The sequence below is a fragment of the Cytobacillus sp. FSL R5-0377 genome, from assembly GCF_038004385.1.
Taxonomy (GTDB): Bacteria; Bacillota; Bacilli; order Bacillales; family Cytobacillaceae; genus Cytobacillus.
The window spans coordinates 61,932-87,412 of sequence record NZ_JBBORA010000002.1; the positions used below are offsets into that span (position 1 = coordinate 61,932).

Below are 25,481 nucleotides of genomic sequence, written 5' to 3' on the forward strand. Positions count from 1 at the left end.
GAGTGTCACCATGAATAAAAAATTGCTTGTAACCTCTTCTATTACTATCGGATTGCTAATGAGCGGCTGCTCAACTGGAGCGAATTACTCTATAGATATTCTAAATAATTCTGAGAACATTACAACTGCTAAGGACGATGAAATTCTCCCACCTCTGATTGTTACACCAAAGCCTAAACTTGAAAAGAAAAATTATGTATAAAAAGAAAAAACTCCATTGCTACATTCGGTAGCTGTGGAGTTTCTTTATTGATTAATACTTTCTATGAAGCTTAAACGCTTTATAAGAATCTGCAAGAATATCAATTGGTACACTATCTTTTTTAATAACACCGTTGGTATATTTTACTTCAAATTCAAAGATAGCCGGCCCTGGCTTTATATTTGTTGGGTATTCTATAAAAGCAGGGTCATACAACTCTCCTTTGTATAGAATTGAAGTTCCCTTCTTAAGGCTGACCGTTTTGTTAATTGAAACAGAATTGGTCTGTAATGCCTTTAAAGTACTTTTAACATATTCGACTGGATATGGTGAAACATCAGCTTCTAACAAGAATTTTTCTCCGCTATAAAACTGATTATCTTTGTGACCTAATGACTGGTGTTTATTTTGCCAATCTGGGGTGTGTTTGACGTAACCTTTTAGAATTAGAGGTTTTACATTCACCCAGGTTGAAACCTCAGTCTCATCATATCCGTCATCGGAGGTTGCCCGGAATGTATATTTCTTATGTTTGGAAACAAAGCTGTAGCAATGTTTGGTATCGGAGACTACTTTTGTTTTAGTAAGTACTGTCTTTTCAAATGTCCCCTCTTCTGTAACATAGATTTTCACATCCATTTTATGACCATCTGCATCATGAACCCTTACGCAAACATTAATTGTATCTCCTTCATAAGGATCAGTTGGGTCATACGTCAACGTAATTGTTGAAGGTCTGTTAACCACTTCGATTGTTTTAGTGATGGTGTCTGTAGCGTTATAGGTATCTTTAACAGTTTGTACTATGGTATAAACACCAATTAATTGCAAACCATTAAACGTAGGATTAGCAGCGGAAGAAGTAACTTTACTGCCATCAGGCTTCGTTAACTCATAAACGTATGTTAATTTATCACCATCAATATCAGAAGCAGTAGATGTAATTTTAATTGATTCATTGTTAAAATATTTTGCTTTATCGGTATTGAATCCTGCAGTAGGCGGTCTATTCACGACTTCTACCGATTTTGTAATGCTATCTGTTGCCCCTTCAGGATCCTTTACGGTTTGAGTAATAGTAAAGGTACCAGGCTTATCCAATCCAGTAAAAGAAGGATTAACGGAAGTACTGGTTACCTTAGTGCCATCTGCTTTTACAAGCACATAATGGTAAGTCAGTGGGTCTCCATCCGGGTCAGTGGCAGTCGAAGTAACCTTAATGGTTCCATCACGATAATAGGTTGTTTTATCTGTATTAAACCCAGCTACTGGAGGGTTATTGAACTTATAAGCACCTTTATACGTAGTGGACACGTTACCAACATTATCTTCAGATTGTACATGAAGGTACCATTGCCCTTTTCCTGATTTCGTTACTACATAATTTGAGTTGGTTGACCAGGAAGACCACTGCGATTCAGTTGGAGTACTAGAGGATTGTGTCCAGACATATCGGGATCTTTTATAACCAGAATGAGCATCGTTAAATTTGAGTCGAACCTTAATGCTCTCCTTGCTCCAATCTCTACTAGAAAAATCAGCTGTATCTTCATTATTTCGGTATTGAATAACTGGTCCTGCATCATCAACGCCAAGTTTCATATTTGTAGATTGATAACCTTTAGCCGATTCATCGATTACAACATTGCTAATATTGTCGACGTTATCTTGATAATAATATTGTATATCATAAAGGTGGCCGTGTGTTTTGGGTACCACTGTCCAATTCACTTTTCCATAAGCTGTTTGTTCTTGTCTGTTAGCCGCTTCAATAACTGCGTGTGAACTTTTAAAGAACGAGTCCTGGTGATTAGTACTTTCACTAAAATAGTGGCTGGAACGCACATCGATATTGTTGCCTGCCAAACGTAAATATTGTCGCTTATTTCCAGAATCACCGTCATGTTGCATCAATTGTACTGTGACTTTATCATCAGAGTTTACCCAATAAACATTATTGTTAACGTATTTGGCACCGGTTAAGCTATGGGATATATGAGAAGGAGAAACGCTATCAACACGTAAATTCATACCTGTGTCTCCTTCACCGGTATCGTATCCTCTACCATTGTTTACATTATCAAAATAGTGATATTGGATATCGTAATTATGTCCATGTGTTTTTGGGGTAACATTCCATTTCACAGTACCATAATCAGTATTTTCGGTCCTATTAGCTTCATCGATAACAAGGTGGTTACTTTTAATCCAATGGTTGTTATAATCTGAAGCAGCGGCGAAATCATGGCGAGATCTAACCTCAACCCCACTTCCTAATAATCTAAGATATTGGTATTTGTTTCCGGAATGAGGGTCCCTTTGTCTTAATGTAATGGTTACTGATTCATTTTCTCTTACCCAGTAATCATTTCCGTTAATATATCTTGCCCCTGTAAGACTGTTTGTTATATTAGTCGGAGCGACGCCATCAACACTTAATTTAAGACCGGTATTTCCTGAGCCAGTATCATATCCTACAGCATTTCCCACATTATCAGTGTAATGGTACTGGACGTCATATGTATGGCCATGTGTTTTAGGAGTGACACTCCATTCGACTTTTCCATACTTGGTATTTTCAGTCCTTTTTGCTGCTTCAATTACTAAATGATTACTTTTGACCCAATGGTAGTTATGGTTAGTGGCATCAAAGAAATCATGTCGTGCTCGAACCTCAACCCCACTTCCAAGCATTCTTAAGAACTGATTTTTATTTCCTGATTCTTTATCGTATTGGCGGAGCATTACAGTCACCGTATCATTAGGTTGAACCCAATGATTACTGCCATCTCGAAAACGATGATTAGTGATACTATCGGCAATATGTTCAGGTGGATCGTTTTCAGTAATATATGATATTCTGGCCTGATCTCCTGAAAAGCGCCAATAAGAAGTGGCAGCCCATTTGGTTTTATTGCTATCTTTAGGGCTCCTTACTCCATACCATACAGCTGTTTGAGATTCCTCCGAATCAACACGAGTATAAGTCGTATTGTTTGTAAAGTAACGATCAGACCCTAACTCATCCCGTACACTTGCAGCTGCTTCACGTGGTTTGGAACGCCTTAAAACTTCATCGGTATTCATCGTCAGTTTATTGGTGTTTTGTCCGCTAGATAAAGAAATGCTCCCATATTTAAAATCTCTATTTGAAAAATCAAAAGGAACTATTAGAGGTGTATAGACAATATGAGAGTCTACCTTTTTTATTAGATAGAGGGACCAAACAGCATCTTTACTGTCGTCAGGGAATAATTCATTAAGAGGTAAATAAGCATCAAATCCTACACTTTCATAACGCATATTACAATCATAGTTTGGAGTATTCGTTGTTGAAGCGGAACATTCGTTATAGATACCAGATCCTTGGTTATTGTACTCAAGATCTTCGGTAGCGTATAATCCTCGTTGCTGTGCTCTAAATATTTTTATTGCCCCGGCTCCACTACCAGCAACTTTTTGAGCTGCGATGTAGGTTTCGTTATTAGAACTTAAATGCCGTTTATGTCCAAAAATTACTGACCAGCCTCTAAATTCTAAATAAGGTTGTGTTCCCGTACCGTTAAAATTCTTGTTAACGATACGTTGTCCGCCAGATATATATTTGTTGTAATATACATCGTAAATGAGCATTCTCCCGGTGTTCTCTTTGTAATGTTTCCCACCAGGCGTTTTATTCCACCCACTTCTTACTGTACTTGGAACATCAAATGGAGAATATTCAGCGGAACTTGCAGAGGGGAAGAAGAAAATACTTCCCCCTACAAGTAAAAAGAATAGAAATGCTATTAATTTGAATTTGATACGATTCAAATCTATCTCACCTTTCTAAATTTGAAAAACCAAATAACTCCTCCAATCGCCATTAAGATTAATAAGGAAAAGCCAACCCAAATTTTATTGTTACTAGAATTTTGGTTGCTATCACTAGAAACATCTTTTAAAGCAGATTGACTATTAATTTTTTCTTCTGTTTGAATTGATTTTTCTTCTCCATCACCACCGTTATCCTCATCTTGATTTATAGTATCTTCAGATGACTTTTCATCTTCAGATTTGCTATCGTCTTTTTCTTTTGCTGCTTCATCATTGGAGCTTTCTTTATCTCCAGAAGGTTTAGTTGATGCACTCGCCACCTCTTTTACTTGTTTTTCAGTGACTGATTTAGAATTTTCCTCATTGCCTTTTGCCTTTGATGTTGTTGTGGTATTTGTTGAAGTGTTTTTACTGCTTCCACCGCTACTATTAGATGAAGTTGATGTCTTATTTGTTTGACTTTGAGTTTCTGTAGGTTTAGACACCGGCTTCGTTGTCGGTTTTGACTCTGGCTTAGGCTGTGGCTTAGGCTCAGGTTTAGGCTGAGGTTTCGGTTCTGGCTTTGGTTGTGGTTTTGGCTCAGGCTTAGGCTTAGGCTGAGGCTTCGGTTCTGGTTTAGGTTCTGGTTTTGGCTCGGGCTTAGGCTCTGGTTTCGGTTTCGCCTTCAAGATAGTTGTTACAGTTAGTTCCGCTTGAAAAGGCTCCTCGAAGATAGATATTGTGAACTTTTGACCGCTTCTTGTTACTTCAGTAGTAACGTGGCCAACAACATGAAAGTTATTAGCGCTTGCAGAATAAAAGCCGTTAACCAACCCATTGCAGGGACCGGTTGCATTTGCCCAGTTGTTTTCTGTATGAATATCCGATTGAATTGTCATACTGCAGCTGGCCTTTGAACTTGCTTCTACGGAATTACTTTGAAAGATCCCTCCTATATTTGCAGCTAATAGTGTCGCTAACGTTGCCTTCATAAATTTCCTCATTCGTCTTCCCCTTCTTTCTCTAGAATTTTCCTCGATTTTTGTTGCATTCTTTTGTCTCAACATGTGTTCTTCCCCCTATATTTTTTTTCACAAAACAAAAACGGCTCCTTGGTAGAGGTTTTTAGGCAATAGTAAATAAATACTATAAGCCTTGTAACTCTTAAGTCCCAAAGAACCGCTCTTTTTGTGAATCCGCTAACTCCAAAGTAGGAGATGCAATAAAATAGTAAAAGCTAACATCTGAGACTATTATATTAAATTTTGGAAGACTTTTCAAACATTGGTTAAATATGAATACAAAAAAACCCGAACAAACAATTGAATAAGTTCAATCATTCATTCGGGTTTTTCCCGTTAGCCATATATTAATTTAATCATAATACATATGGGTATTATGGGTCAATTAAATAAGAGCCATTATTTATTTTTTATATTCATAAACCGCTGCCTGCCTTATAAAGCTCGAATCTCCGACAAACCAGCGGGGGCTTTCAGTACTAATAACTGCTATGACACTAGGACCATCAACAGTTTCCATAATCTTGAATTGGTCATTAACGTAAGTAAAAGGATAGGTCCTTGGATAACTATCATCTATAAATTCAAGATGCAAAAGAAATATATCATTCTTATAAAAAGAACTTTTATTTGGTGTATAAACAAATCCGGAACCACTTTTAATATCTAAATTTTTTTCTAAACTGGCTTTAAGCTTATCTATGGCCTTATCCTGATCAAAAACAATTCGTCCATTTCCCAACTGTTCAGGATTAACAGCTAAGGCAGCGTCGTGAACAGCTAACTCCAAAGCATTTTTTAATTGCCTTGTAGCTGTTTTATCAGCATCAAGATTAAATTGAATTTGCGTTATGAATGCGAATAAGAGAATAAATAGAATGGTTCTAAGGGTAGTAGCCATACAAATAACTCCTAATTAATATATTCACTTAAGATTTTGGTTTCCTTTTTAAAAGTACCCGGACCTTGATTAAAAATATCTAGAATAAAAATGAAACTTCTTGGGGCTTCAATACTTGCTTCTATATATTGGTTACGGGGTGTTAATGATTGTGTGGCTGTTACCTTAATTTTTGATTCATCAAAGTTATACCTATCTACTAAAGTGTCTTTCATCTCATCAATAATAGCGGGAGTGAATCTGCCTTCTATCGATGCTTTCTTTGCTCCCTCGGTGAGAACTACTTCTACAGCTTCTCTATGTAGACTATCAAGATAAGCCAGAATCGGAGCAAACATAATATTTATGACAATAAAAAGGGTCATCCATTCTCCTAATGTCTTTGACATTTAAGAATCCTCCTTAGTAAGGGGGAAGCTATGATGCCTCCCCCTCATTTAAAAATTAATTACCATCAGATGGCAGGTTGTTACTAATACCAGTAATTTCAGTTTGATATTCTGTAGATTCTGAGCTGATCATGTTGTATCCAATAAAGAATAGAAATGCGCTAATCGATACTACTGTTACTGCAATTTTTAAGAATGTAGATAATGTTTGATTCATGGTTAAATTCCTCCAATAATAAATAATTTATTTAAATTTTATTTGGTGCTCAGTATTTAACATTTGTTCATGATGATTATTTTTTTGCTTTAAAGAATCATAGGCAACTCCAAAGAGAAGTCCAGTGATAATTATGACGATAGATGCCATTAACATAAAAGTGGCTAATGATTTATTCACACGTTTTCACCCTATCCACTATTTGTTATGTAATCAGCAATGGAATCTGAAATGCTGCCCATATCTGTAAACATAGCTCCAAAAATAAAGGCACTGATTACAACTGCAGTGATGGCAATTTTCATAAATGTGCTTAGTGAAGTATTTATCGACATCACCTCCTTAAAGGAATGTAGAATTATTACATTCTGGAAGATTTCAATATAACTGATACCATTGTTACGATGACCACAAGGAAGTTCAGGATTATCAAAAAGTGAGTTATCTTAATAGGAATTCCTAATAAATCAGTAGTGATTTTTCTCTTCCTTCTATAATTTTCAATTTGCGAACGAACAAACATATTATGCATTCCGCGTAAATGTCCCAAAGCGGTTTTTCTGTCTAAGTCATCTAAACTTTTTATAACACCTATTAACGCCTGGGATTCTTTTGAATTAAGCTCTTTTTCAAACTGCTCTAAAGCCGCTTTTGGTCCTTCATCGTTACTCCAGGCAGTTAGAAGTTTTGTGAGTGGCTTGTCCAAAACAACGAAGTAGGGTTTAATATTTCGCAATATATTATAGGTATTGATCCTGCTGATGTTCATCATTTCAATCTCGTTAATTAGTAAGTCATATAACATAAAAACTTCCGCGTGCTTTTTTGCTTGGTGGTATTCGATAACTCTCTTCATCAAATAAACAAACAAAGAATATGGGTTGCTTGGTGCAGCCAGGAGAGCAAGTAATAAGATGATAACAGCTGCTACCATTGTTAATTTCTGTGCTCCTCCATTAATGAAAATCGGAAGAATTACGTAGTATATAGTTAGGAAAAGGATGAACCCAAAAGTAACAAGATAGTATTTTAAACCAGTAATGCCCAAAGGATACTGAGCAAGCTTTAGCCATTCCTCTGCTTTAGTTTCTTTTGAACTAGAAACAAGCTTCTCTTTATTCTTTATTAAGCTATTTCTGAAACGGATTCGGGTTTGTACTCTTTCTGCTTGTGAACTTAATCCTGTATAAACCAACACACCGGCTAAACATGATAAAAGAAGAGAGAGTGTATACATTACATATGGAAGATATTTAAAGAAAATAGTCTCAGCCAAGGGGTTACGCTCCTCTTATAAGTCATTTTTGGGCCTTTTCAGGAATGCCGAAATAATAATTGAGAAAACAACGCCTAATAAACAAACTGAAAATAATAGGATGGTCCATTGGCTACCAAACTGCAGTTTCCACCAATCCTGAGCACCAGAAGAGTAGTACCCAAGGATAAGCGACCCAATAAAAACCGGAATGGTTAAGTATCCGTTGTATACAGAATCCATTGTTTGAGATTTTTCTTCTTCTAACATTTCTTCCGTTTCTTCCATCTGCTTTGTTAATACCATTAAGGCATTAAGAACCTTTTCGTTATAGAGGTAAGCCTTTAAGATAATACTTCCTAGACGTTTCGACCAGTTTGTCCCTGCTGTATAAGTAAATACCTGAACACTTTCACGGAGTTCATACTCATTCCTTGAGACCTGGAGATCAGAAATTAACTTAACGATTACTTTCCTTAATTCTGGACTCCTGATATCTTTTTGAGTTTCAGATAAAGCATGATACATATCGTTATGCATTGCATTGTAATTTTGAGTAAGCTTTTGAACTATGTTCAGAAATTCCAAACTCATGAGATAACGTATCTTATTAAGTTTTAACCTTAAGAATAAATAAGGGATTAAAAGTAATAGAAAGCCAAACGTCACAGATACAAAAATATCTCCAAAAACGAATAGGATAAAAACTCCTGATAAGACCCCTAACAGTATTGAAAGAATAAGGAAAATTTCTACACTGTTTTCATTCCTTTCTTCACTAGTCGTTTTTATTAATAGGTTAAGATGCTTTAATAGGGGATTTTTGTATTCGTGACTCCTAGACAAAACAGCTTTCGTTTTGACCTTCCGGATCCTATATTTGTAATTCCACTCATTTACCTTCGTTTTTATTGATGACAGCATAATTGTTTTAGCAGTCCATAATGACAGGCAGAGAAGAATTGCATATAGAAAGTAATTTACGCCAATTTGCCATACCCAGTGTAAGATGCTATCCATCTAGATTCTCTCCCAAGAGGGTATCGATAATTTGATCCTTTATTTTTAAGTAATCCTTCATTGGTGATTGTCTTTCTTTATCTTTTAAATGCTTAATGAGAATTTTTGTATCTTCTAGACTTTCAGCTGCCATAAGAGTTAATAAATCTTTTGTGATATTAGAAGAATAGTAATATTTATCTGTTACTGGACTGTACCTGACTAAATCTTGTGTTCGGTGAGCCCTTTTATCTTCATCCCATATGATTTCGGTGACTCCAATAACTCGCTTTCTTCTCCTATCTCGATCCGCGCTCATGGTTACAATAATGTCAATATTACGCGCTACTCGTTCCAATTCATTTTCAAAGTTCCGATTAGGAAACTCGTCTAAGATATGTCGGGTAATCTGCGGTGCCACATTTTCTACAGATGTAAGGTGATAGGTTGAAAATGCTCCCCTTTCCCCACGTTCACAAGCTTGGAGATAGCCTTCAGTTTCAAGACTTCGTATTTCTCCAACTATGATATAGTCGTGCTCCATTCTTAGCAGTCTTGGGACAGCATGATGGAGATCGCCTTCTTTGGCTTGTATTTCAAAGATAAGCCGGTCTTTAAATTGTTTGGATAAATCCAACTCAAAGTGCTTCTCCATAACAGCAGCAACATAGCTGGAATCCCGTTCTCTCAACATAGATTTCATAAAAGTCGACTTAGCGGACCGGACACGGCCGGCAAAAATGGTGTTAGCCATTACCCTGGATAATGCACGAAACAAGGGAATATCATCTACAAGAATAGTTCCTAAATTAGCTTGTTCCTCAAGGCTCATATTTTTTACAACAAAGCGGCGGAACATGATGTAATTTTCTTTCCCTCTTGGTTTTTGGATCATAGTGATACGGCTTCCGTCTTCTCTTTCTATTTCAAGTTCCGGTGTTTGTTCATTAATAACCGCATCTTTGACCCTCATAGTAAAAGCCCTTTTTATTCGTTCGACAGCCTCTACATTTTCAAATTCCTCTATTTGTTTTGTAAATTGACCATCAATATCAAGCCAAAGTTCTTTTCCACGTATGACGGCTGCTTCACTATTCGGAAGCTTGTCCCATTTGTGAAGGATACTGACTCCCCATACTTCATGAAAGATAGCTTCAGCAAGGGAATCATAAAAGCGAGGATACTCATTAGTGGTAATATTCTCTGTTTGTAAAACCTCATTGATCTTCGTAATAAAGTAAGACATTGCTTGTGCATCACCAATTACTGCTTTATGCTGACGTTCCAACCAAATATTTTCATTGTAGTGTACTTCATCGAGGTCTTTTCCTTTTTCTCTGTTAGGTTCTGAAATGGATCCATCTACAATAATGTCATTTAATTGCTCCCGGACCTTTTGGCAGATATCTTTAAAGGACCTCTTTCTCGCAAAGGTTGTAATGTAATTTACTTTTAACCCTTTTTTTTGAACGGTCTCTGCCAACCAATCAGAAGAACTAAATTCTTTTTCGACTCCCAATTCCATTTTAATTTGCTTCAACGATAACCACCTCCTATTTCAAGAAAGAAAAGAATCTCTTTTTCTCATTCCGTTCTTCTATAAGCTGCTCTTTTTCGGTTAGCCTACATTCAGAAATAATTAAATTCGATAGCAGGTCTAAGTTTTTTGTATAATAAGAATCCGATACATCATATAGGAGCCTCTTTTGATATGCGGCCATCGCTCCTAGGTCACCCATATCAGGCAGTGTGGCTACCTTGGTCATTCCGAGCTCTTCTTCTAATGCCTTTTCATTAATTAGCATGTTGGCCGGTTGAAAACGATTAATAATCAACATAAAGTCGTCTGACACACCACCAGTAGGCTCAATAAGTTGTTGGAAAACGTAAGGGAAGTAACCTCTATAACCTTTTTCTTCTTGGTTTGTTACCAAAAAGCGTAAATTGCTAGATATATAGGATTGAACCGTTGGAGCGGTATCAAAATGAGTACCGGCATCGATTAAAATCACATCGAATAGTTGCTGAGCGACTTTAATAAGATGTTCAATTTCATGTGGTTGGTAAAACCGTTGCATCTTAATATCCCGGTTTCCTGCAAGGTGATAAAACCCATTTTGATGTGAAACCGCTTCTGAAAGCCTTGCTGGTGTTAAGTTTTGGGTCTTCAGGTCAACTTTTAAGTCATTTAAATAATTTCCGTTATAGTGATAAAAATAATCAGATGGATCCCAGCTGTTTAAACTTAGGACCAGGACTTTCTCTTCTATCTTATTCGAGAGTGACCGGGCAAGATTTAGGGTAGTAGTTGAAACACCCGCCCCGCTATGGGTACCGAAAAAACTGACAAGTCTTTTTGAAAGGTAATCATCTTTGTTTGTAATCTGATTAATAATTTCATCTACAACTTGATCCACTGTTGAATATTCACTTAAGACCTTGACCTTATAGGCAGCACATAAGCGGGTAATATTTCGCATGATAATATCGCTGTTTACTCCAAGCGGTTTATAAAAGACTAAACTCTCCGGAAAAAGATCTCTAACTTGTTGTAAACTATCTAAATCAAAACTCTCACCATCTAATAAAATGGCATTGATTTCAACATTTGTTTTTGTTGCTTCGTCAATTATAAGTACTGTCGTGATTTCCTCATGTTTTTCAAACCGTTCTTTATAGATAGAGTTTTTTGATATCACTAATAGATTCATGGGATAATACTCTCCTTTAATGGTAAGTAATATATAAGCGGGCTCCCTTACCAAGTACCTCACCCATTAATTTTGTAAAGTCCTCTTCATTTAATATCACTTCCAGATCACTGATGGTAGAGGTAGCATCTAAGCGTTTATCGCCTTTGTTACCTTCAGCAGCAGATACGACTTCTTTATTGCCGGAATCCTTTACGTACACCACTCTTACATCTTTAAGGAATGGCTTAGTGTTGACTGAAGTATTGATTTCAACTTTTTCTTTAGACTCTGCCTCTTTTGAATCTGTTTCTTCCTTTGTTTCAGAGGTAACTTCGGGAGAACCGTTGGTAATAAGATTCGTTGTTCCATCCTGATTGACAAGATATATATCAATAGAGTCTTTCCTTCGCAATGAACCTGGTTGAGCATAAATCATTTCCTTTGTAATAGGGCGAATAGCTTCTCCTTCGGTTTCATCGGGAATCAATTGTTCAAAATCAATCATTTTAGTTGATATCATTGAGTTTCCTACGATATTGACGGATGAGTCCTGCCCCACTATTTGGTCCATATCTTGTGCAAGTACCACATCGTCAATTAGTGCCTCTTTTGGCCTTCTTTCTATAGCTAACTTATTTTTGGTTATACTTTCAGACTTAAGAATTTCTTCCCCAGCTTTCACAACGACTACTTCTGCTGAATAAATACGATCTTTTATATAAAAATCGTATACAAAAATAAATCCTGCAGTAGCCACGGAAGTGAATATTCCTAAAGCTATTTTGACTCCCGGCTTCATACAGTTGTCTCCTCTCCTTTGGATTCCGCTTTTTCAACACTAATCTTCTTATTAAAGAGCCCCTTAAATACTCCAGAAGCTTTCTTTTGTTTCTTAAGAAAATCACCAGGAAGGATATCTTCCAAAAGCGGCCGCAAACTTGATTCCAATTGTTTTTCGTAATCTTTTGTATCATTCAAGAATAATCCCTGGAACTGTGCTTGAAACACATCTGTTACTGGAAAAGAAGGTAAATGGGTTATCATTTTCTCCAGGTAAAGATCCTTAAGCAATTCGTTTTTCATTAGAGCTTTATCAAATCGATTTCCTACCAATGAAGATTTATCAGACTGAAGCTGCTTTTGTAGAAACTCAATTGATTTTTCACTTGATTCCTCAAAATGCTGGATAAAAGGAATATCAGGTTCAAGAATGAAGTAAGCATGATCAGCAATGTCAAATACATCTTGATAGAGTTCGTATTGCCAGTCAGTACCAACATCCATTATGGTTACTGTCGAGTTAGAAGAGAACAATACTTTGATAAGTGCATCAAATGAAACGTCCTCCTCCTGATAAAGCGGCTCTTTAGTGGGGTGTTTGCAAATAATATCTACTTCTGATTTGCTCCAGTCATATATGCTTTTAATCTTTGGATCTATGTACTTGCTGAATTGATAGAATTTACTTTTGTACTCATCCGAATATAAATGCCCGAAAAATCGATCATATGTATACGATTTAGAGAATGGAGATTCTACATAGGTAGTGGAAACGCCCATTTTCGCTAAGCACCTTGCCAAAAGATGTGAAATAAATGTGCTGCCACTTCGTTCAATCGGGCTACCAATCATCACTAATTTCTTTTTTACAGGAATACCTACAATCTTTTCGTTATGGTTATGTACATGAAAAGTGTAGTCCCTCTTGATAGTGGTTTTGTTAACGACTTTTTGAACGACTTTCTTTTCAATTACCTTTTGGACGACTTGCTTTTGCTTTTCATGGTTGTGGTTTTCATCAGCTTTACTTTCATTTTCGTTTATTTCTTCCTCACTGGAGCGGTGCTCAACTTCTTTGACTTTAGAGGTATCTGAAAAGATTTCTGATGAAAGGAACTTAGCAACTTTAGAGAATTGTGGTTTGGCTTTTAGCTGTTCAACAAACACACTCAAATCAAATGAATTTGTATTGAAAATATCCATAATCCCTAAACTGACTATTGTTGAAAGGATTGGATCCCCTTTTGGCCTTTCACATAAATAAACGATACGTAAAGAGTCTTCAAACTGTATCCGCATGTCTTTAAGGAATAATATGAGCTCTTTGTCTTTCAATTCCTGTCGGTTATAATCACTTTCAAGGTAATAATCGTGCATAATTAATATTTCTGGGGTTTCAATTTCAACAATTTCTTGAAGGAAACGTCTATGCAGCACTTCTTGGGAGGATAAGGTGAAATCCTCTGTATGTTGCTGAAACGTATTAATCAATATGTCTGTATACGATTTATCCCCTACAGCAATAAGCACTTTTCTAGGCATTTAAAATCACTCCTGGAAAAAACAAAAAACCCGAAACGTAATCACCAACAATACCATGTAGTATTGATTGGAAATTAGGTTTCGGGTTTTTCCCGTTTTATTATAGTTTTTTTCAGGCCTCCTAATCTCTTAGAAGGCCCACACTAAAAAACTTTAAGAAAGGCTGTTGCTTCAAGGCTATAAAGCAACTGCATTGTTGTAATCCCATTGTATCATCCCGATTTGCTAAATTCAACCATTATATTCGAGTAGCTTGCAGTGTAAATCGCTTTGAAAGAAATTGTATAAATCGATCAACTATATCTGGATCGTATAGTATCCCCTTATTAGATAACAATTCGTGAACTACTACATCATGACATTTAGTATGCTGATAAATTCTTCCATTTAGCATAGTATCGTAACTGTCTATGACTCTTATCATCCGAGCAAGAAGTGGAATCTCTTTGCCCGCAATTCCAAAATACCCGCTGCCATCAAAGTTTTCATGATGATATTTAATACACATTGTATAATCTGGAGGAAAGACATCAAGCTTATAAAGTATTTTTTTACCGTAGTCGGCATGGTTTCTTATCTCTGCAAATTCACTTTCAGTCAAAGGTGTAGTTTTATTCAGCAAGGAGTAAGGGATTTTAAGCTTACCAATGTCATGAAGAAGCCCCAGCACAAAAATGTCTTGAGCATTACTAAATCCTAAGAAGTTGGAGAAAGCATATAATTCATCCCCTACCCTGAATGAGTGCATATACGTATCGAGACAGTGATGAAATAAGGCTGTAACAAGAGTGTAAGTTTCTTCTAAAAGCTCCTCGTTAATTTTCTCCACCTCCTTAAAAATCAAGTCTAATTCGTTTTAGGTCTTGCTTGTTCGGAATGTAAAAAGAAGTATTAAATCCACTTTCAAGAACATCCTCTTCGACACATACCCATATATTAAATGGGAAGGTATCCAGCATTAGTTCTTGATGTATATGATTCGCAATGCTAAGGGTGGAAGCAAATATTATGATATAGGAAGTATTATCAGGAAACTCACTTACCGGAATTCTTCCATAGTGTTCATAAATGTTTTTCCAATTGAATAGTCTTTCCTTGAAATACCCAATATAGTTTTGAGTCCCTTGAACTCGATCAATAAGGAAATTCATTTGACCCTGGGGAAACTCTATGATTCCCGCTCCTAATGGTCGGTTATTTTGATGGTGAGTGGCAATTATCGGATTCCACTTCCATTTTTTTAAGATGTTCATTTCCGCCATTAAACAGCGAAGTTCATTCATGGATACATATCGTTTGATTCCACCAACACCTAAAGAATCCCAACGATTCGCGTCCATAAAGAAATCAGAATTATAATAGTGCTTTAAAAGCTTAAATCCGGCCATTCCCAAAGTAAAGGGAGCGGGTGGTTTTACTGCATCCTCTTCTCCGTGAATTCGTATTTTCCAGCGTTCAACAAACCCATTTCGGCGCAAGCGGTCTAGCCTTAAAGATGTTTGAGAAGAACTCATAATAGGCAATAGGTACCTTCGTAATTGGTTTTCGTTTGCACAAATGGCATCACCAAGAACTTTTAAGAGTGTGAAATCCTTCTCGTCTAACCTACCCCTCGTAAAATGTTCTACAACACTTTCTAAATTAGTGTAAGGGTAGTATTTCTTCGGCAAGACCTTAGTGCCTTTAAGGAAGGGGTGATCCCATAAAGGCACTTCACCTTTCTTTGTTGTGAGTAATGGATACTCCTGTGTTACTCCTGGGTTAGGCTGGTCTTGAATAAGAGCTTCCATTATTCAAACAAGAACGCTCCAACGTCCCTGCGTTTCTTTTTACCCCTTGGATATCCAGTAATGACAACTTTGGCTCTCCGATTCTCTTTATCGATGCTTCGAATGGCGCAGCTTACCACATCTCCGACCACTGGCTCCTCCAGATAATTAGGTTTAACGCCTTTTACTTCTAATCCAACATCCAGTTGAATGAAGATGCCGTGAACAGCGTCTACACCTGAAACTTTACCAGCGATTGCATTTCTGGATTGTAACGATTCTAGTTTTTCATATGGATCTTCCATTGTATGACGACGGCTGACACGTATGGTATTGCGCTCTTTGTTAAATCGAATAATCTTTACTTTGATATTTTCTCCGCGGTGAATTTGTTCTTCAATACGTCTTCCCCGCTCCCAGCTGTAATCGTCTGGGTACATAGTGCAATCAACACCATTTACACGAACGAAAATTCTTCTAGTTCTTCTATCAAAACCAGTTATCGTTCCATCAAACACAAATTCATGCAATTGGTCAGTTTCTTCTAAAACCTCAAGCTGGCTTAAAAATTTTGCCCGTTTAATCTCATCTGCCTTTTTTATGCTGACAAGTAAAATTTCTTGTTCTAAATCCAGATGGTCGATGAGGAACTCCTGCATCGTACCTGCAAATCCATTTAGGCTGCGGAACTCATGTGATGAGAATTCATGTGCCGGGCAATAAGCTGTTACCCCGTTTTCAAGCATTAGATAAGCAATTTCAGTCTCTTTATTTACATACTCTTGAGAGTCAGCGTCCAGGACCCTTGCTTTTATTACTCCTACAGAGGTAACAACCCCTTTAACAATCTCTTTATTTCTTTTATATCTTGCAAGATCATCTAGCTGCTCTTCAGATTTCCAAGATTTTGTTGTGAGTTCTTCCATTTGTATCCCTCCTGATTTTAAAAAGGCAGGTAAGCAAACAAAAAAAGTCCCCCAAAAACGAGAGTAGTGTAGTACTACTCTGGTTCTTGGGGGACTCCCATTTTAGAATAATTTAATTTTCGCTCTTGCTACCTTACCAAAAGTGTATACTAAGCGTTATAGATTTGGCAATAATTAATTTACTATAATTAACTATATTACTACTTTATTCCTCAAATACACTGAATAGAATTTCAGCCTTTTTAGAATTGTTCTTTGCTTCTTTGTCTGTTTCAGAAGCTACAGCAACCTCTGACTTTGCGGGTATTTCACTTAACTCTTTTAGTAATTCGTTTTGAAGCTGTTCCTGCTTTTCGCCTAATTGAGACAGTACTGGTCGCTGCACCTCTTTATTTGATATATTACTGTCTGACTCATGAGTTATGTTTATGCGCTCCTTTGGTAAACCCTGTGGCATTTCTTTGGACAAAACATTGACAGTGGGTTCACCATCATCGCTACTTAGAATAACACTATTAGAAGGTGGTAATGTTTTGATATCTTCTGAATTAGCGGGACTTAAAGGAACAATCGGCTCTATTGCGTCAGTATTCTTTTTTAAATCTTCCGGAACAGCTTCTAATTTGTCACTTGAAACTCCAGCTGGTATTTCAGCCTCAGGGGCCGAGTCTTTTTTATTAAAAATTGGTAGTGTAATAGGATGATCATTACCGGGATTTAGTAGAAGCGGTTCTGCCTGCTCAATGTCCGATTTCTCTAATTCTTTAATAACCTCCTCTTCATCTAATACTTCAAATTCTTCGAGAGTTTGATTCTCGGTTAACAAAACTATGCCCTTTCTAGACTCTAGCCATGTTTTAGCAGCTTCTTCATTTACCTGGATCACGGCCTCGTTAAATTCTTCCTTTGGAACAAAGTTTGCATCAATTTGCATAACCGGCACCGGCTTATTATTAGCAACAATTTTAACTGCACATTGGAATGGATTTTGGAAAATGATATCGCTTGGAGATAGGATAGCCTCCTTTTTCTTCTGATAGGAATTCCCAACCCGTAACATAGGCTTTTCTTGCAGCGGGCTGACTGCTTGTTCATTTACTCCTTCTTCAAATCTTTCAACCTCCCCGAATATTTTTGAGAAAAGTTGAGCATCAAAATCAGGAATATCCCCGTAAACCATTTTGTGTCGTAAGGTACCTAGCAAAGTATGCATATAGGTTTCTCCATACTTATCCGCTAGCTGGGCAACAGTTTGTGCTACAACGGTAACAATAACTTTATATTTACGTGACTGAGCTGGAAACTCTTTGAATGGTTGATAAATGTAATCTGGAAATTCATCTACTAAAATATGATGAAAGTTTGATATATTAGGTTTCCTTCTGAAAACTGCATTCTGAAGACTCAACAATACGAGTTTACCTAATACGTTGGATAGGCCGCCGAGTTCTCCCTTGGCCGAGTTCACTAGTAAAATACCACCTGATTCTAGATGGCGGTCAAATGAAAAATCAGATTTCCCAAATAATACTCTTCGTATTAACGGGCTTGCCCCTATGTCGTTAAGAATGTTTCTTAAACCCTGTACATACTCCGCTTTAGCATCGTAATATTCTTGCTGCCCACGAAACTCCCCTTCTTGGACAAGTTTTGGTACGTTTCCTTGACCTGCTCTTTCTGTTTTCGGAAGAAGGTTTGTGTCAAACCATTCATCTATCTGTTTTACGATAGCCCAATGATTCCGCTCATCACGATCTTCCATCAGGTCCACATTTTCTGGGAAGGTCTTTTTAAGTTTCTCATGCATTACACGAACAAGGTTAGGATTATCGTACATTTTTAACAACATGTCGAAAGTAACTTCTTGTTCAGGCTCATGCAGTTTTAGTAAATAGATATAGTGCTTTAAATGGTTCCTTTCACTCTGTTGGAAAAAGAAGTTTGCCTGACCGCCTTCTGCTAGACCCTCGATAACCATAGCGAAAGCTTCAGCCACTTTATCAACCGGTCCTTCCATAGGATTTATAGATGGAGTATTCGGATTTGTAGGGTCGATGTAAAATACTGACTCCTCTGGGATGCCATGTGCTTTTACTAACTGAAATGCCTTTTGGCAAAGGTCGTTTGAAGGCTCTATTATGCTTACTCCATTTAGGTACATACCCTTAACATCTTCCGTATGGAAGTCCTCCCTCTGATACAGAGAAGGATATTCATTTATGTAGCGGCTCATCCAATGTAAATCCTGATTAATTATAGGTAGAACCAAAGCAGCGGTTTTACCTGTACCGATACTACCAATTATGACATTGTTGAGAGTACGGTCCTTACCTGGTTGGACAACCATTTCTTTTGTGTCTGAGTCTGGCCCCAATACCACATCTGGCCATAGTTCCTTTTTGCAAATCTTAAAGAATTTTTGCAGATGAACATTCTTGTATTCATATTCCCAAAATGCTTGATTAAGTTCCTTTGAATATTGTGAGTACTGTCCAAATAGCCATAGCATACTTACGCAAGTAATTGTAGTAGGAACGAACATAACTGTTAGAAGCAATGTTTGAGTGTCACCCACCGCAATTTCTAACCATATACTTTGAACATCCATTTGATTTATGCGATTTCCTAAATACGGGATCAGGGTGTTATATACTGGTGCACTAATCAACCAAAGGAAGTGAAAAAACATTCCTAAAGCCATATTTCCAAACCAAGCAATTCTCCACCTTTTCGTTTGAAATGCTTTAAACTTTGTACTGATTAGCCATCCCACTATAAGACAGATTGCTGATAACCAGAAACCGATTCGGCCAGGTTCTGTAGAATCACCAAATAAAATAAATGATGGTACCACACCTTTAAATTGAGCAGACATTAAAAAGAAATAATTTATGGTTGCCCGGATTGTTAGATACAAAGAGAGAATACCCAGTATTGAAACGGCAATGCCCGGCAATTTTAACAGCAGTTTATCCCTCATAAAGCAACACCTTCTTCCTCTTAAATTTAGAGGTTTGCTGATAAAATGTTGATCCGTCAATACTATTTCTTTGTAGCCTTTCTAAAGAACTGAAATAGACATGATTTAACTCCCAAAGGTCACCCAGATTATCATGCAATCTCTCCTCTTCTGTTTGATAGATAGCAAGGATTCCATCGACATGACTTTTATAACGGTCTTTTTCTAAAAGCCAGTTTAAATAAGCAAGTTGGTCCAAGGACTTTACGCAGCCTTCATCCATTACTTTGATTAAAAATGTTTTTACCTTCTCTCCTTCTCTTTTCATGTCAAAATGGCCGTCAGCAAAATATGAATTTAATACGTTTCCGGTATAAAACTCTTCAGGTAGCCTTTTTACCATTGAAACATTGAGGTGTTTATTAGTTTCTAAAGCTCCAATACTTTCATTTAGTACATAGGAATGTTCCTTAGTCTTTCCTGTTAGTATGTTATAAGCTACTTTCCCTGCTCTGCTAGAAGTGACCACATGGAAATGAAGGTTAGGAATGATATGAGCGCTTGCCCTAATAACATATTCTTTTATTTGGCTTACACGCTTTTTACGTTCTTTTGGCCGATCTTCCACATAGCATAGGATGTCATCATCTGCAGAATCTATAGGGGCAATCAATATATGATGGTCTTTATGTTCTAAATTCTGAGCATTATATTCTACATACCTTTTAACTTTGTCGATGATAGTATTTGCTCTTTCATGCCCGGTATCCGATTCAATATTCAGTATTGATGAATCACTGTACAAAATCCAATCCGGTTCTACTAGAGTTGGTATTTTTAAGAGATTTTTTCCTTGTTCTTTATAAGCCTTCTTCACTTTAGTGTCATAGTAAGGAGTTTCTAATGGAGGAATTGAAGTAAACCTACCTCCCTTTTTATAAAACTCTAAATACGTTCTTATAACTATTTCTCTTGTTAAAAAGAAGTGATCAGCCGTTTTAGGATTTGGCAGCTCTACCAAAGGATAAGTTGAATTATGGATAACCCCTTCATTTACTAAAATATCAATTCCATTCTTATTCATCTGTACACATCTTAATTGGACCTTCTTCCTCCCGCTATAAACTTGTGTTTTGGTAATCTTAAGCTCGTTCCATTTCTGAAGCTTCTTGTAGACAGCACTCTTTTTCATACCATATGCCTTTAAAAGAAAGAACCTTACTTGTGAGACAGTTACTGATTTATGTAACCATATTAGCTTTAATAATTCTTTATCCTTTTCAGTTATCCATGCCCTACCATTATTGTAAGTATAGATAGACTTCTCACTCACCACTTATAGCCTCCTTTCTATGAGATAAAAAAAGACCCCGAACAAACCAAGCCTAAGCTTAGTGAGTCCAGGGTCGTCCCTTTAGATATGAAATTTCGACCTGAGTATACCATTTTATATAAGAGCTGGCAATAAAATATCGTGATATCTAGCGAATGATTATACAGGGATATACAAAGAATGGTGACCTTCGTACTTAATAAGTTTTGTTATGAAATAGCTATATTTTAGGGTACAAATCGATGTTGTAAAATCAATAGAATTCAGTCTCAATCCTTTACCTTAAACGGGGTGAAAATACGGTAAGAACTCACACTTGCTTTGGAACCCGTATTTACTATAATACCAAGACTTCAAAGTACTATTATTGGTGTACCATGGTGGAAAACTTTTGGTGGAACGATAATCTTTCCACCACAACCTTTCCACTGGTAAGTGGAACTTTACTGATTTTGTTATATCTTGAGGACTAAATATAAAATCATGGATTGAATGAAAAAGTGAATACCCCTATGTAAAAGATAGTTAGGAATCCTTTCGAGACCTCCCCACTACAGACAATCTCCTACAATCATTTTCCTTCTGGCAATGGCTCCCCGGCACTTAATACTCCGTATTCCAGTAATCGTATAAAACAATTTGCTGTTTTTACTTAAAAAAATTTATTTTAATGATAATGCTACTACATGAGCTTGAATGAACCTGAATGATTGCTAGACAACGGTAAATATGTAAGTTGAATGAATTTGAATTGTGATCGAAGATGATCATTCTTCCCTTTTTAAACAGAACTAAATTGAATTTAATGATACGAAAATGAAATATGGGGGACTTTATTATGTAAATTTTAAGGTTCATAATTAAGGTACACAATTGCGGTACACATCGAGTGTCATTGGAGGGTAGGTTTTTTCAGGAATCAAGCTGTCTGAGATTTATATTGTGTACCACAATTAAGGTACACAAGGATGGAAGGAAAGTACATTTATTTGAGATAATAAAGTATATATATTGCATTTATTTGGCTTGTTTTCTATAATGTTCCTTAAAGGTACACAAAAGAGGTCTTTTAAGGTTCATAAGGTGGTGAAGGAATGAGTGAACTTGAAGCTAAGAGTTTCAGGGACTTAGATGAGCTGGAATACGATAATGACACACTGCGATTCCTTAGAAAAAAGCTAGATGACTTTACTATTGACGTATTTAGACAGGTCGTGAAAGAAAACAAGATACATAGAGGCCTTGTTAAGACTAGGTTAGATAACTTTCATAGCAAACGAAAGAAGTATGATTCCGCTTTTTTGACTCTTGAAGCTCAAGGGTTCGTTGAGAAAAAAGAAGACGGAACCGCGACTCCCTATTTTGTTACAGTAAGAGGCAAACAATTAGCCCAACTACTTTATGAAGAAAAGTTAAGGAAGGAGCAACACATATGATGATTAAGGCTTTTGGAGAAAATGAAAAGTTAGGTGCAATTAAAGCGCTGCTATCCCCACATTTACTATCTGATGAACTAAAATCTGAAATGGATCGTTATCCTTCACAAGCAATTATTGGTCTTGGACAAGGTGGTGGCCGAATCGCTGCTGAATTATCAAGGTTTGGTTATCCAACTTTCTTACTCAATTCATCAAAATCAGATATGGAAGAACATAAAAATTTAATACCGGAAACTCATAGGATTGTAACTTCCAGTAAAGACTTTCCTGAACTTGAAGGTACAGATAAAAATGCACAGCTTGGATTTGAAATCGCTAAAGAAAATGCAGACTTATATAAAAAGGTCGCACTTGACGATGCAGTACAGGACTCAGAGTTCGTTTGGGTATGTGTTAGTTTAGGCGGCGGGACTGGTAATGGAGCGCTAAAAGTAGCATTAGCTTACCTGTCAAAAGTTAGAGAAAACAGAGCCCTACCAGGCGGGAAAATTCCTTTAGGTGTTATTTGCTCCCTGCCTTCTTCTGACGAAAGAGGTTCTGCATTTAGAAGGAACGCTCTTGCTGGTATTAGTGTAATTCAGCAGCTTATGAATGAAAACAAAATGGGTGCTGCTGTAGTTATTGATAATGAAAAAATGAAAGACTATTACGCAAATAGCCCTCTCAAAACATACGGAGGCCTTGAAATTGATGCTAAATCCTATAGCAATATGGTGATCGCAAGTGCTTTGGCAGAGATTTCATCACTACCTCTTTTAGATGGACGGTCCGTATTTGATAAAACGGAACTACTTACTACCTTATCAACTCCAGGCTGGCTATCTATATCGAAGCACAAGGAACTGAGAAATGATGAAAATATCGAATCTGTTATAGGAAATCTATTTAATAACAATGAAGTACTGGCTACTTATAAAGTTCAAAATGCAGTGGCTGGTGCTGTAGCAGTTCTATATCCTTCTTCGAAGAATATTTCACCTAAGATTGCAGATGATGTTTTCAGATATACTTCTGACTTGCTTGATACCAAAGTAAACTTATCAATATCTAAAAATAGCAAATTGGAAAACCTTACTTTATATGGCCTTGCCGTTTACCCTTCTCCCTCTGTAAGAATTCAACAGTTAAGAGAAGAATTATCGCAGTGGGAACAGTTAGAAAAAGAACAAGAGGAAGCTAAGAAACAAGCTTCTTCAGCACTAGGGTTAGATGAATTTGATGACTTCTTTTCTTCTGGAAACACTACAGTCCGTCGGAAAAAGATGACTTTAGATGATCTAGAATTTGAGGATAATGAGAATAAGCCAAAGAAAGCTAAAGTTGCCGATTTGAATGATATTGATTTTTAAAAAGACAAGCCTTCTAGGCTTGTCAGCTTGTGGAGAAAGGTATGATTTTTCCACAAGCTTTTTTTATTTTCTCAATTACTGACTTAAAAATAGGCTTTTTTTATGGAAAAACAATAGATCGCCACAATTATCCTAGCTTGGCTAGGTGAGTGGCGATCTTTTTCATATTCTGGCACGCTGCGGTGAGTAATACTTGCTCACTCGCATTGTGCAATCCCCGTAACCGGCAATAGCGAAGCCCATGCAGTTCTTTTGAATCTGCGAAGCTTCGCTCAACTTTCTCTTTTCTATATTTATAAAGAATTTTTCCGGAGAGGGAGAGTCTGTTTAGGCGCACTTTCTCTTTAAATTCTTCCCACACATGGCGTGTTAGGACCTTTTGTTTGTTCTTTGACCTTGTGCACTCCTTCAGGAGTGGGCATTCTGAACACTTTTTAGAATCAGACTTGTACTCTCTGTACCCTTCTCTTGTTGTTGTGCGATAAACTAGCTTCTGGCCATTTGGACAAACATAGATATCTTGTTCTTTATGATAGGTAAACTTCCATTTTGGAAATAATCCTTTGGTCGGCTGATATCTCCGATGTGCAATTACACCAAAAATGCTTCTGTCGTGAAGCCCTTTACAAATGGGATTCGTTAAATAACCTGAGTCGAGTGCCACTGCTTCTACTTTAAATCCAAAACGATCGATCTGACGATCCAATCTAGAAAGATAAGGGATAGAGTCATGGACATTTCCAGGAGTAACATAGGCATCCGTTATGATATTGAACTTCATATCCGTTGTTCGGTGGTCTAAGTAACAGAACATTTCCTGCTTATTTTCCCTGGACATGAATCCGCAATCTGGATCGGTTGTACTTTTTCGGATTTCCTTGGTCTCTGTCACCTCCTCTCTTTCTTTTAGCGCTTTTTTCCGTGGTTTGACCTGTCTTCCTCAATAGCTTTATTAAGTTCATCTATATATTCCCGAGTTTCAATTTCTACTTCTTCACGAGTGAATTTGTGCTTGTTTGCATTCGCTTTAAGGTGAGTGGAGTCAGTAAATAAAACTCTTCCACCGACCATTTTATGACTAATGGCTTGATGGACAATTTCATCAAAGATCTCTTGAAAAATATTTGTATCTTTAAAACGAGTTCGCCGGTTCCAACTGATGGTTGAATGGTCCGGAACAGGATCATTGAGCTTCAAGCCAAGGAACCATCGGTACGCCACATTCATCTGTACTTCCCGTTCTAATTGTCGTTCTGAACGGATGCCATAAAAGTAACCAATGAACATCATCTTAAAAAGCATAATGGGGTCCGAAGGACGCCCGTTATTCTCTGAATAGAAGGGACGGACTTTCTCCCCGATAAAAGAAAAATCTATGTACTTATCAACTTTTCTTAAAAGATGATCTTCAGGGACTAAATCTTCAATAAAAACAAATTCCGCTTCATTTTGTGATTCTCTTTTCGGTTTGAACATGCCATCCACCATCCTAAGTAAAATTAATTATATTATATCAAATTAACGCGGTGAATTAATAAAGTTAATGATAAAAATAAAAGCTGTCGAGAGTTTCTCGACAGCCTGACAAGCCTTCTAGGCTTGTTTTTTTGTATTTATTCCTCCAAACTTTGTGTACCCCTTTTATGTACCTAAAAGGACCGTAAACCATCAATCCCTCGTATATCAACGTTTTATATGTGTACCATAATTAGCAACCTCAATTGCGGTACATATAAAATTATTTTTACCTTACTAATACGGTTATTACTATAAGTTAAAATCAAAGAATGCCCTTAAGTTATGTTAGGTTCGCTTTGAAATTCAAAGAAAAGACTTGTGCTGGATCCAAGACGCAAAAAAAGCTCTTAACCTGGATAAAAACCCAGTAATTCACAAAATTCATCTTCACTC

22 protein-coding genes are annotated in these 25,481 nt (G+C 36.9%); 3 read left to right on the forward strand and 19 right to left on the reverse strand.

The genetic code is table 11. The features are described from left to right. The first annotated feature begins 10 nt into the window (after positions 1–10). The gene (locus NSQ49_RS25235; RefSeq protein WP_019379616.1) at positions 11–202 is read left to right on the forward strand and encodes a hypothetical protein; all 192 of its coding nucleotides are present in this window, start codon (positions 11–13) and stop codon (positions 200–202) included. A 51-nt stretch (positions 203–253) separates the two neighbouring features. On the opposite strand, the gene NSQ49_RS25240 is transcribed toward NSQ49_RS25235, so the two are convergent. From NSQ49_RS25240 to NSQ49_RS25325, 18 genes are all read right to left on the reverse strand, one after another. Continuing rightward, the gene (locus NSQ49_RS25240; protein WP_251283957.1) at positions 254–4,015 is read right to left on the reverse strand and encodes an Ig-like domain-containing protein; all 3,762 of its coding nucleotides are present in this window, start codon (positions 4,013–4,015) and stop codon (positions 254–256) included. Between the two features lie 2 nt (positions 4,016–4,017). Then, positions 4,018–5,064 (reverse strand): hypothetical protein, encoded by a 1,047-nt coding sequence (locus tag NSQ49_RS25245; protein WP_159868147.1) that lies wholly within the window; start codon positions 5,062–5,064, stop codon positions 4,018–4,020. A 358-nt stretch (positions 5,065–5,422) separates the two neighbouring features. Then, entirely contained in the window at positions 5,423–5,920 is a 498-nt protein-coding gene (locus NSQ49_RS25250) for a peptidase M23 (RefSeq protein ID WP_159868150.1), read from the reverse strand. An 11-nt stretch (positions 5,921–5,931) separates the two neighbouring features. Beyond that, on the reverse strand, positions 5,932–6,309 hold the full coding sequence (locus tag NSQ49_RS25255; RefSeq protein ID WP_019379619.1) for a hypothetical protein: 378 nt from the start codon (positions 6,307–6,309) through the stop codon (positions 5,932–5,934). Between the two features lie 55 nt (positions 6,310–6,364). After that, positions 6,365–6,526, reverse strand: a complete 162-nt coding sequence (locus NSQ49_RS25260) for a hypothetical protein (protein WP_009336089.1) — start codon at positions 6,524–6,526, stop codon at positions 6,365–6,367. Positions 6,527–6,553: 27 nt separating this feature from the next. Then, positions 6,554–6,706, reverse strand: coding sequence for a hypothetical protein (locus NSQ49_RS25265; RefSeq protein WP_019379620.1), 153 nt, complete (start codon positions 6,704–6,706; stop codon positions 6,554–6,556). A gap of 11 nt (positions 6,707–6,717) precedes the next feature. Then, the gene (locus NSQ49_RS25270) at positions 6,718–6,861 is read right to left on the reverse strand and encodes a hypothetical protein (RefSeq protein WP_157380284.1); all 144 of its coding nucleotides are present in this window, start codon (positions 6,859–6,861) and stop codon (positions 6,718–6,720) included. A 26-nt stretch (positions 6,862–6,887) separates the two neighbouring features. Continuing rightward, the gene (locus NSQ49_RS25275) at positions 6,888–7,802 is read right to left on the reverse strand and encodes a hypothetical protein (protein ID WP_236566285.1); all 915 of its coding nucleotides are present in this window, start codon (positions 7,800–7,802) and stop codon (positions 6,888–6,890) included. A 15-nt stretch (positions 7,803–7,817) separates the two neighbouring features. Next, positions 7,818–8,801: a hypothetical protein gene (locus tag NSQ49_RS25280; RefSeq protein WP_019379623.1), complete on the reverse strand. Its 984-nt coding sequence runs from the start codon at positions 8,799–8,801 to the stop codon at positions 7,818–7,820. Next, entirely contained in the window at positions 8,794–10,320 is a 1,527-nt protein-coding gene (locus NSQ49_RS25285) for an ATPase, T2SS/T4P/T4SS family (RefSeq protein ID WP_236566286.1), read from the reverse strand. Before NSQ49_RS25285 ends, NSQ49_RS25280 begins: the two co-directional genes overlap by 8 nt. 13 nt (positions 10,321–10,333) lie before the next feature. Continuing rightward, positions 10,334–11,491, reverse strand: coding sequence for a ParA family protein (locus tag NSQ49_RS25290; RefSeq protein WP_159868153.1), 1,158 nt, complete (start codon positions 11,489–11,491; stop codon positions 10,334–10,336). Between the two features lie 16 nt (positions 11,492–11,507). Further along, positions 11,508–12,272 carry a hypothetical protein gene (locus tag NSQ49_RS25295; RefSeq protein WP_159868156.1) on the reverse strand — a complete coding sequence of 255 codons (765 nt, stop codon included), beginning with the start codon at positions 12,270–12,272 and terminating at the stop codon, positions 11,508–11,510. Next, the gene (locus NSQ49_RS25300) at positions 12,269–13,795 is read right to left on the reverse strand and encodes a hypothetical protein (protein WP_159868159.1); all 1,527 of its coding nucleotides are present in this window, start codon (positions 13,793–13,795) and stop codon (positions 12,269–12,271) included. Before NSQ49_RS25300 ends, NSQ49_RS25295 begins: the two co-directional genes overlap by 4 nt. A 238-nt stretch (positions 13,796–14,033) precedes the next feature. Next, a complete protein-coding gene (locus NSQ49_RS25305; protein ID WP_159868162.1) occupies positions 14,034–14,624 on the reverse strand; it encodes an HD-GYP domain-containing protein in 591 nt (196 codons plus the stop codon). 4 nt (positions 14,625–14,628) lie between these two features. Next, positions 14,629–15,585, reverse strand: coding sequence for a hypothetical protein (locus NSQ49_RS25310; protein ID WP_159868165.1), 957 nt, complete (start codon positions 15,583–15,585; stop codon positions 14,629–14,631). Continuing rightward, on the reverse strand, positions 15,585–16,490 hold the full coding sequence (locus NSQ49_RS25315) for a S1 RNA-binding domain-containing protein (protein ID WP_009336099.1): 906 nt from the start codon (positions 16,488–16,490) through the stop codon (positions 15,585–15,587). The genes NSQ49_RS25310 and NSQ49_RS25315 overlap by 1 nt, the downstream gene beginning before the upstream one ends. 205 nt (positions 16,491–16,695) lie before the next feature. Further along, positions 16,696–19,470 carry a type IV secretory system conjugative DNA transfer family protein gene (locus NSQ49_RS25320; RefSeq protein WP_159868168.1) on the reverse strand — a complete coding sequence of 925 codons (2,775 nt, stop codon included), beginning with the start codon at positions 19,468–19,470 and terminating at the stop codon, positions 16,696–16,698. Then, entirely contained in the window at positions 19,460–20,782 is a 1,323-nt protein-coding gene (locus NSQ49_RS25325; RefSeq protein ID WP_236566287.1) for a hypothetical protein, read from the reverse strand. The genes NSQ49_RS25320 and NSQ49_RS25325 overlap by 11 nt, the downstream gene beginning before the upstream one ends. A gap of 1,094 nt (positions 20,783–21,876) precedes the next feature. Here NSQ49_RS25325 and NSQ49_RS25330 point away from each other — a divergent pair. After that, the gene (locus tag NSQ49_RS25330) at positions 21,877–22,218 is read left to right on the forward strand and encodes a hypothetical protein (protein ID WP_009336102.1); all 342 of its coding nucleotides are present in this window, start codon (positions 21,877–21,879) and stop codon (positions 22,216–22,218) included. Beyond that, positions 22,215–23,570 (forward strand): cell division protein FtsZ, encoded by a 1,356-nt coding sequence (locus NSQ49_RS25335; RefSeq protein ID WP_113885130.1) that lies wholly within the window; start codon positions 22,215–22,217, stop codon positions 23,568–23,570. The genes NSQ49_RS25330 and NSQ49_RS25335 overlap by 4 nt, the downstream gene beginning before the upstream one ends. Positions 23,571–23,697: 127 nt before the next feature. On the opposite strand, the gene NSQ49_RS25340 is transcribed toward NSQ49_RS25335, so the two are convergent. Further along, positions 23,698–25,046 (reverse strand): IS1182 family transposase gene (locus NSQ49_RS25340; RefSeq protein WP_159871978.1). Its coding sequence is split into 2 segments (ribosomal slippage): positions 23,698–24,482 and positions 24,482–25,046, totalling 1,350 coding nucleotides; the frame shifts between segments, so codons are not numbered across the junction. Positions 25,047–25,481 lie beyond the last annotated feature (435 nt).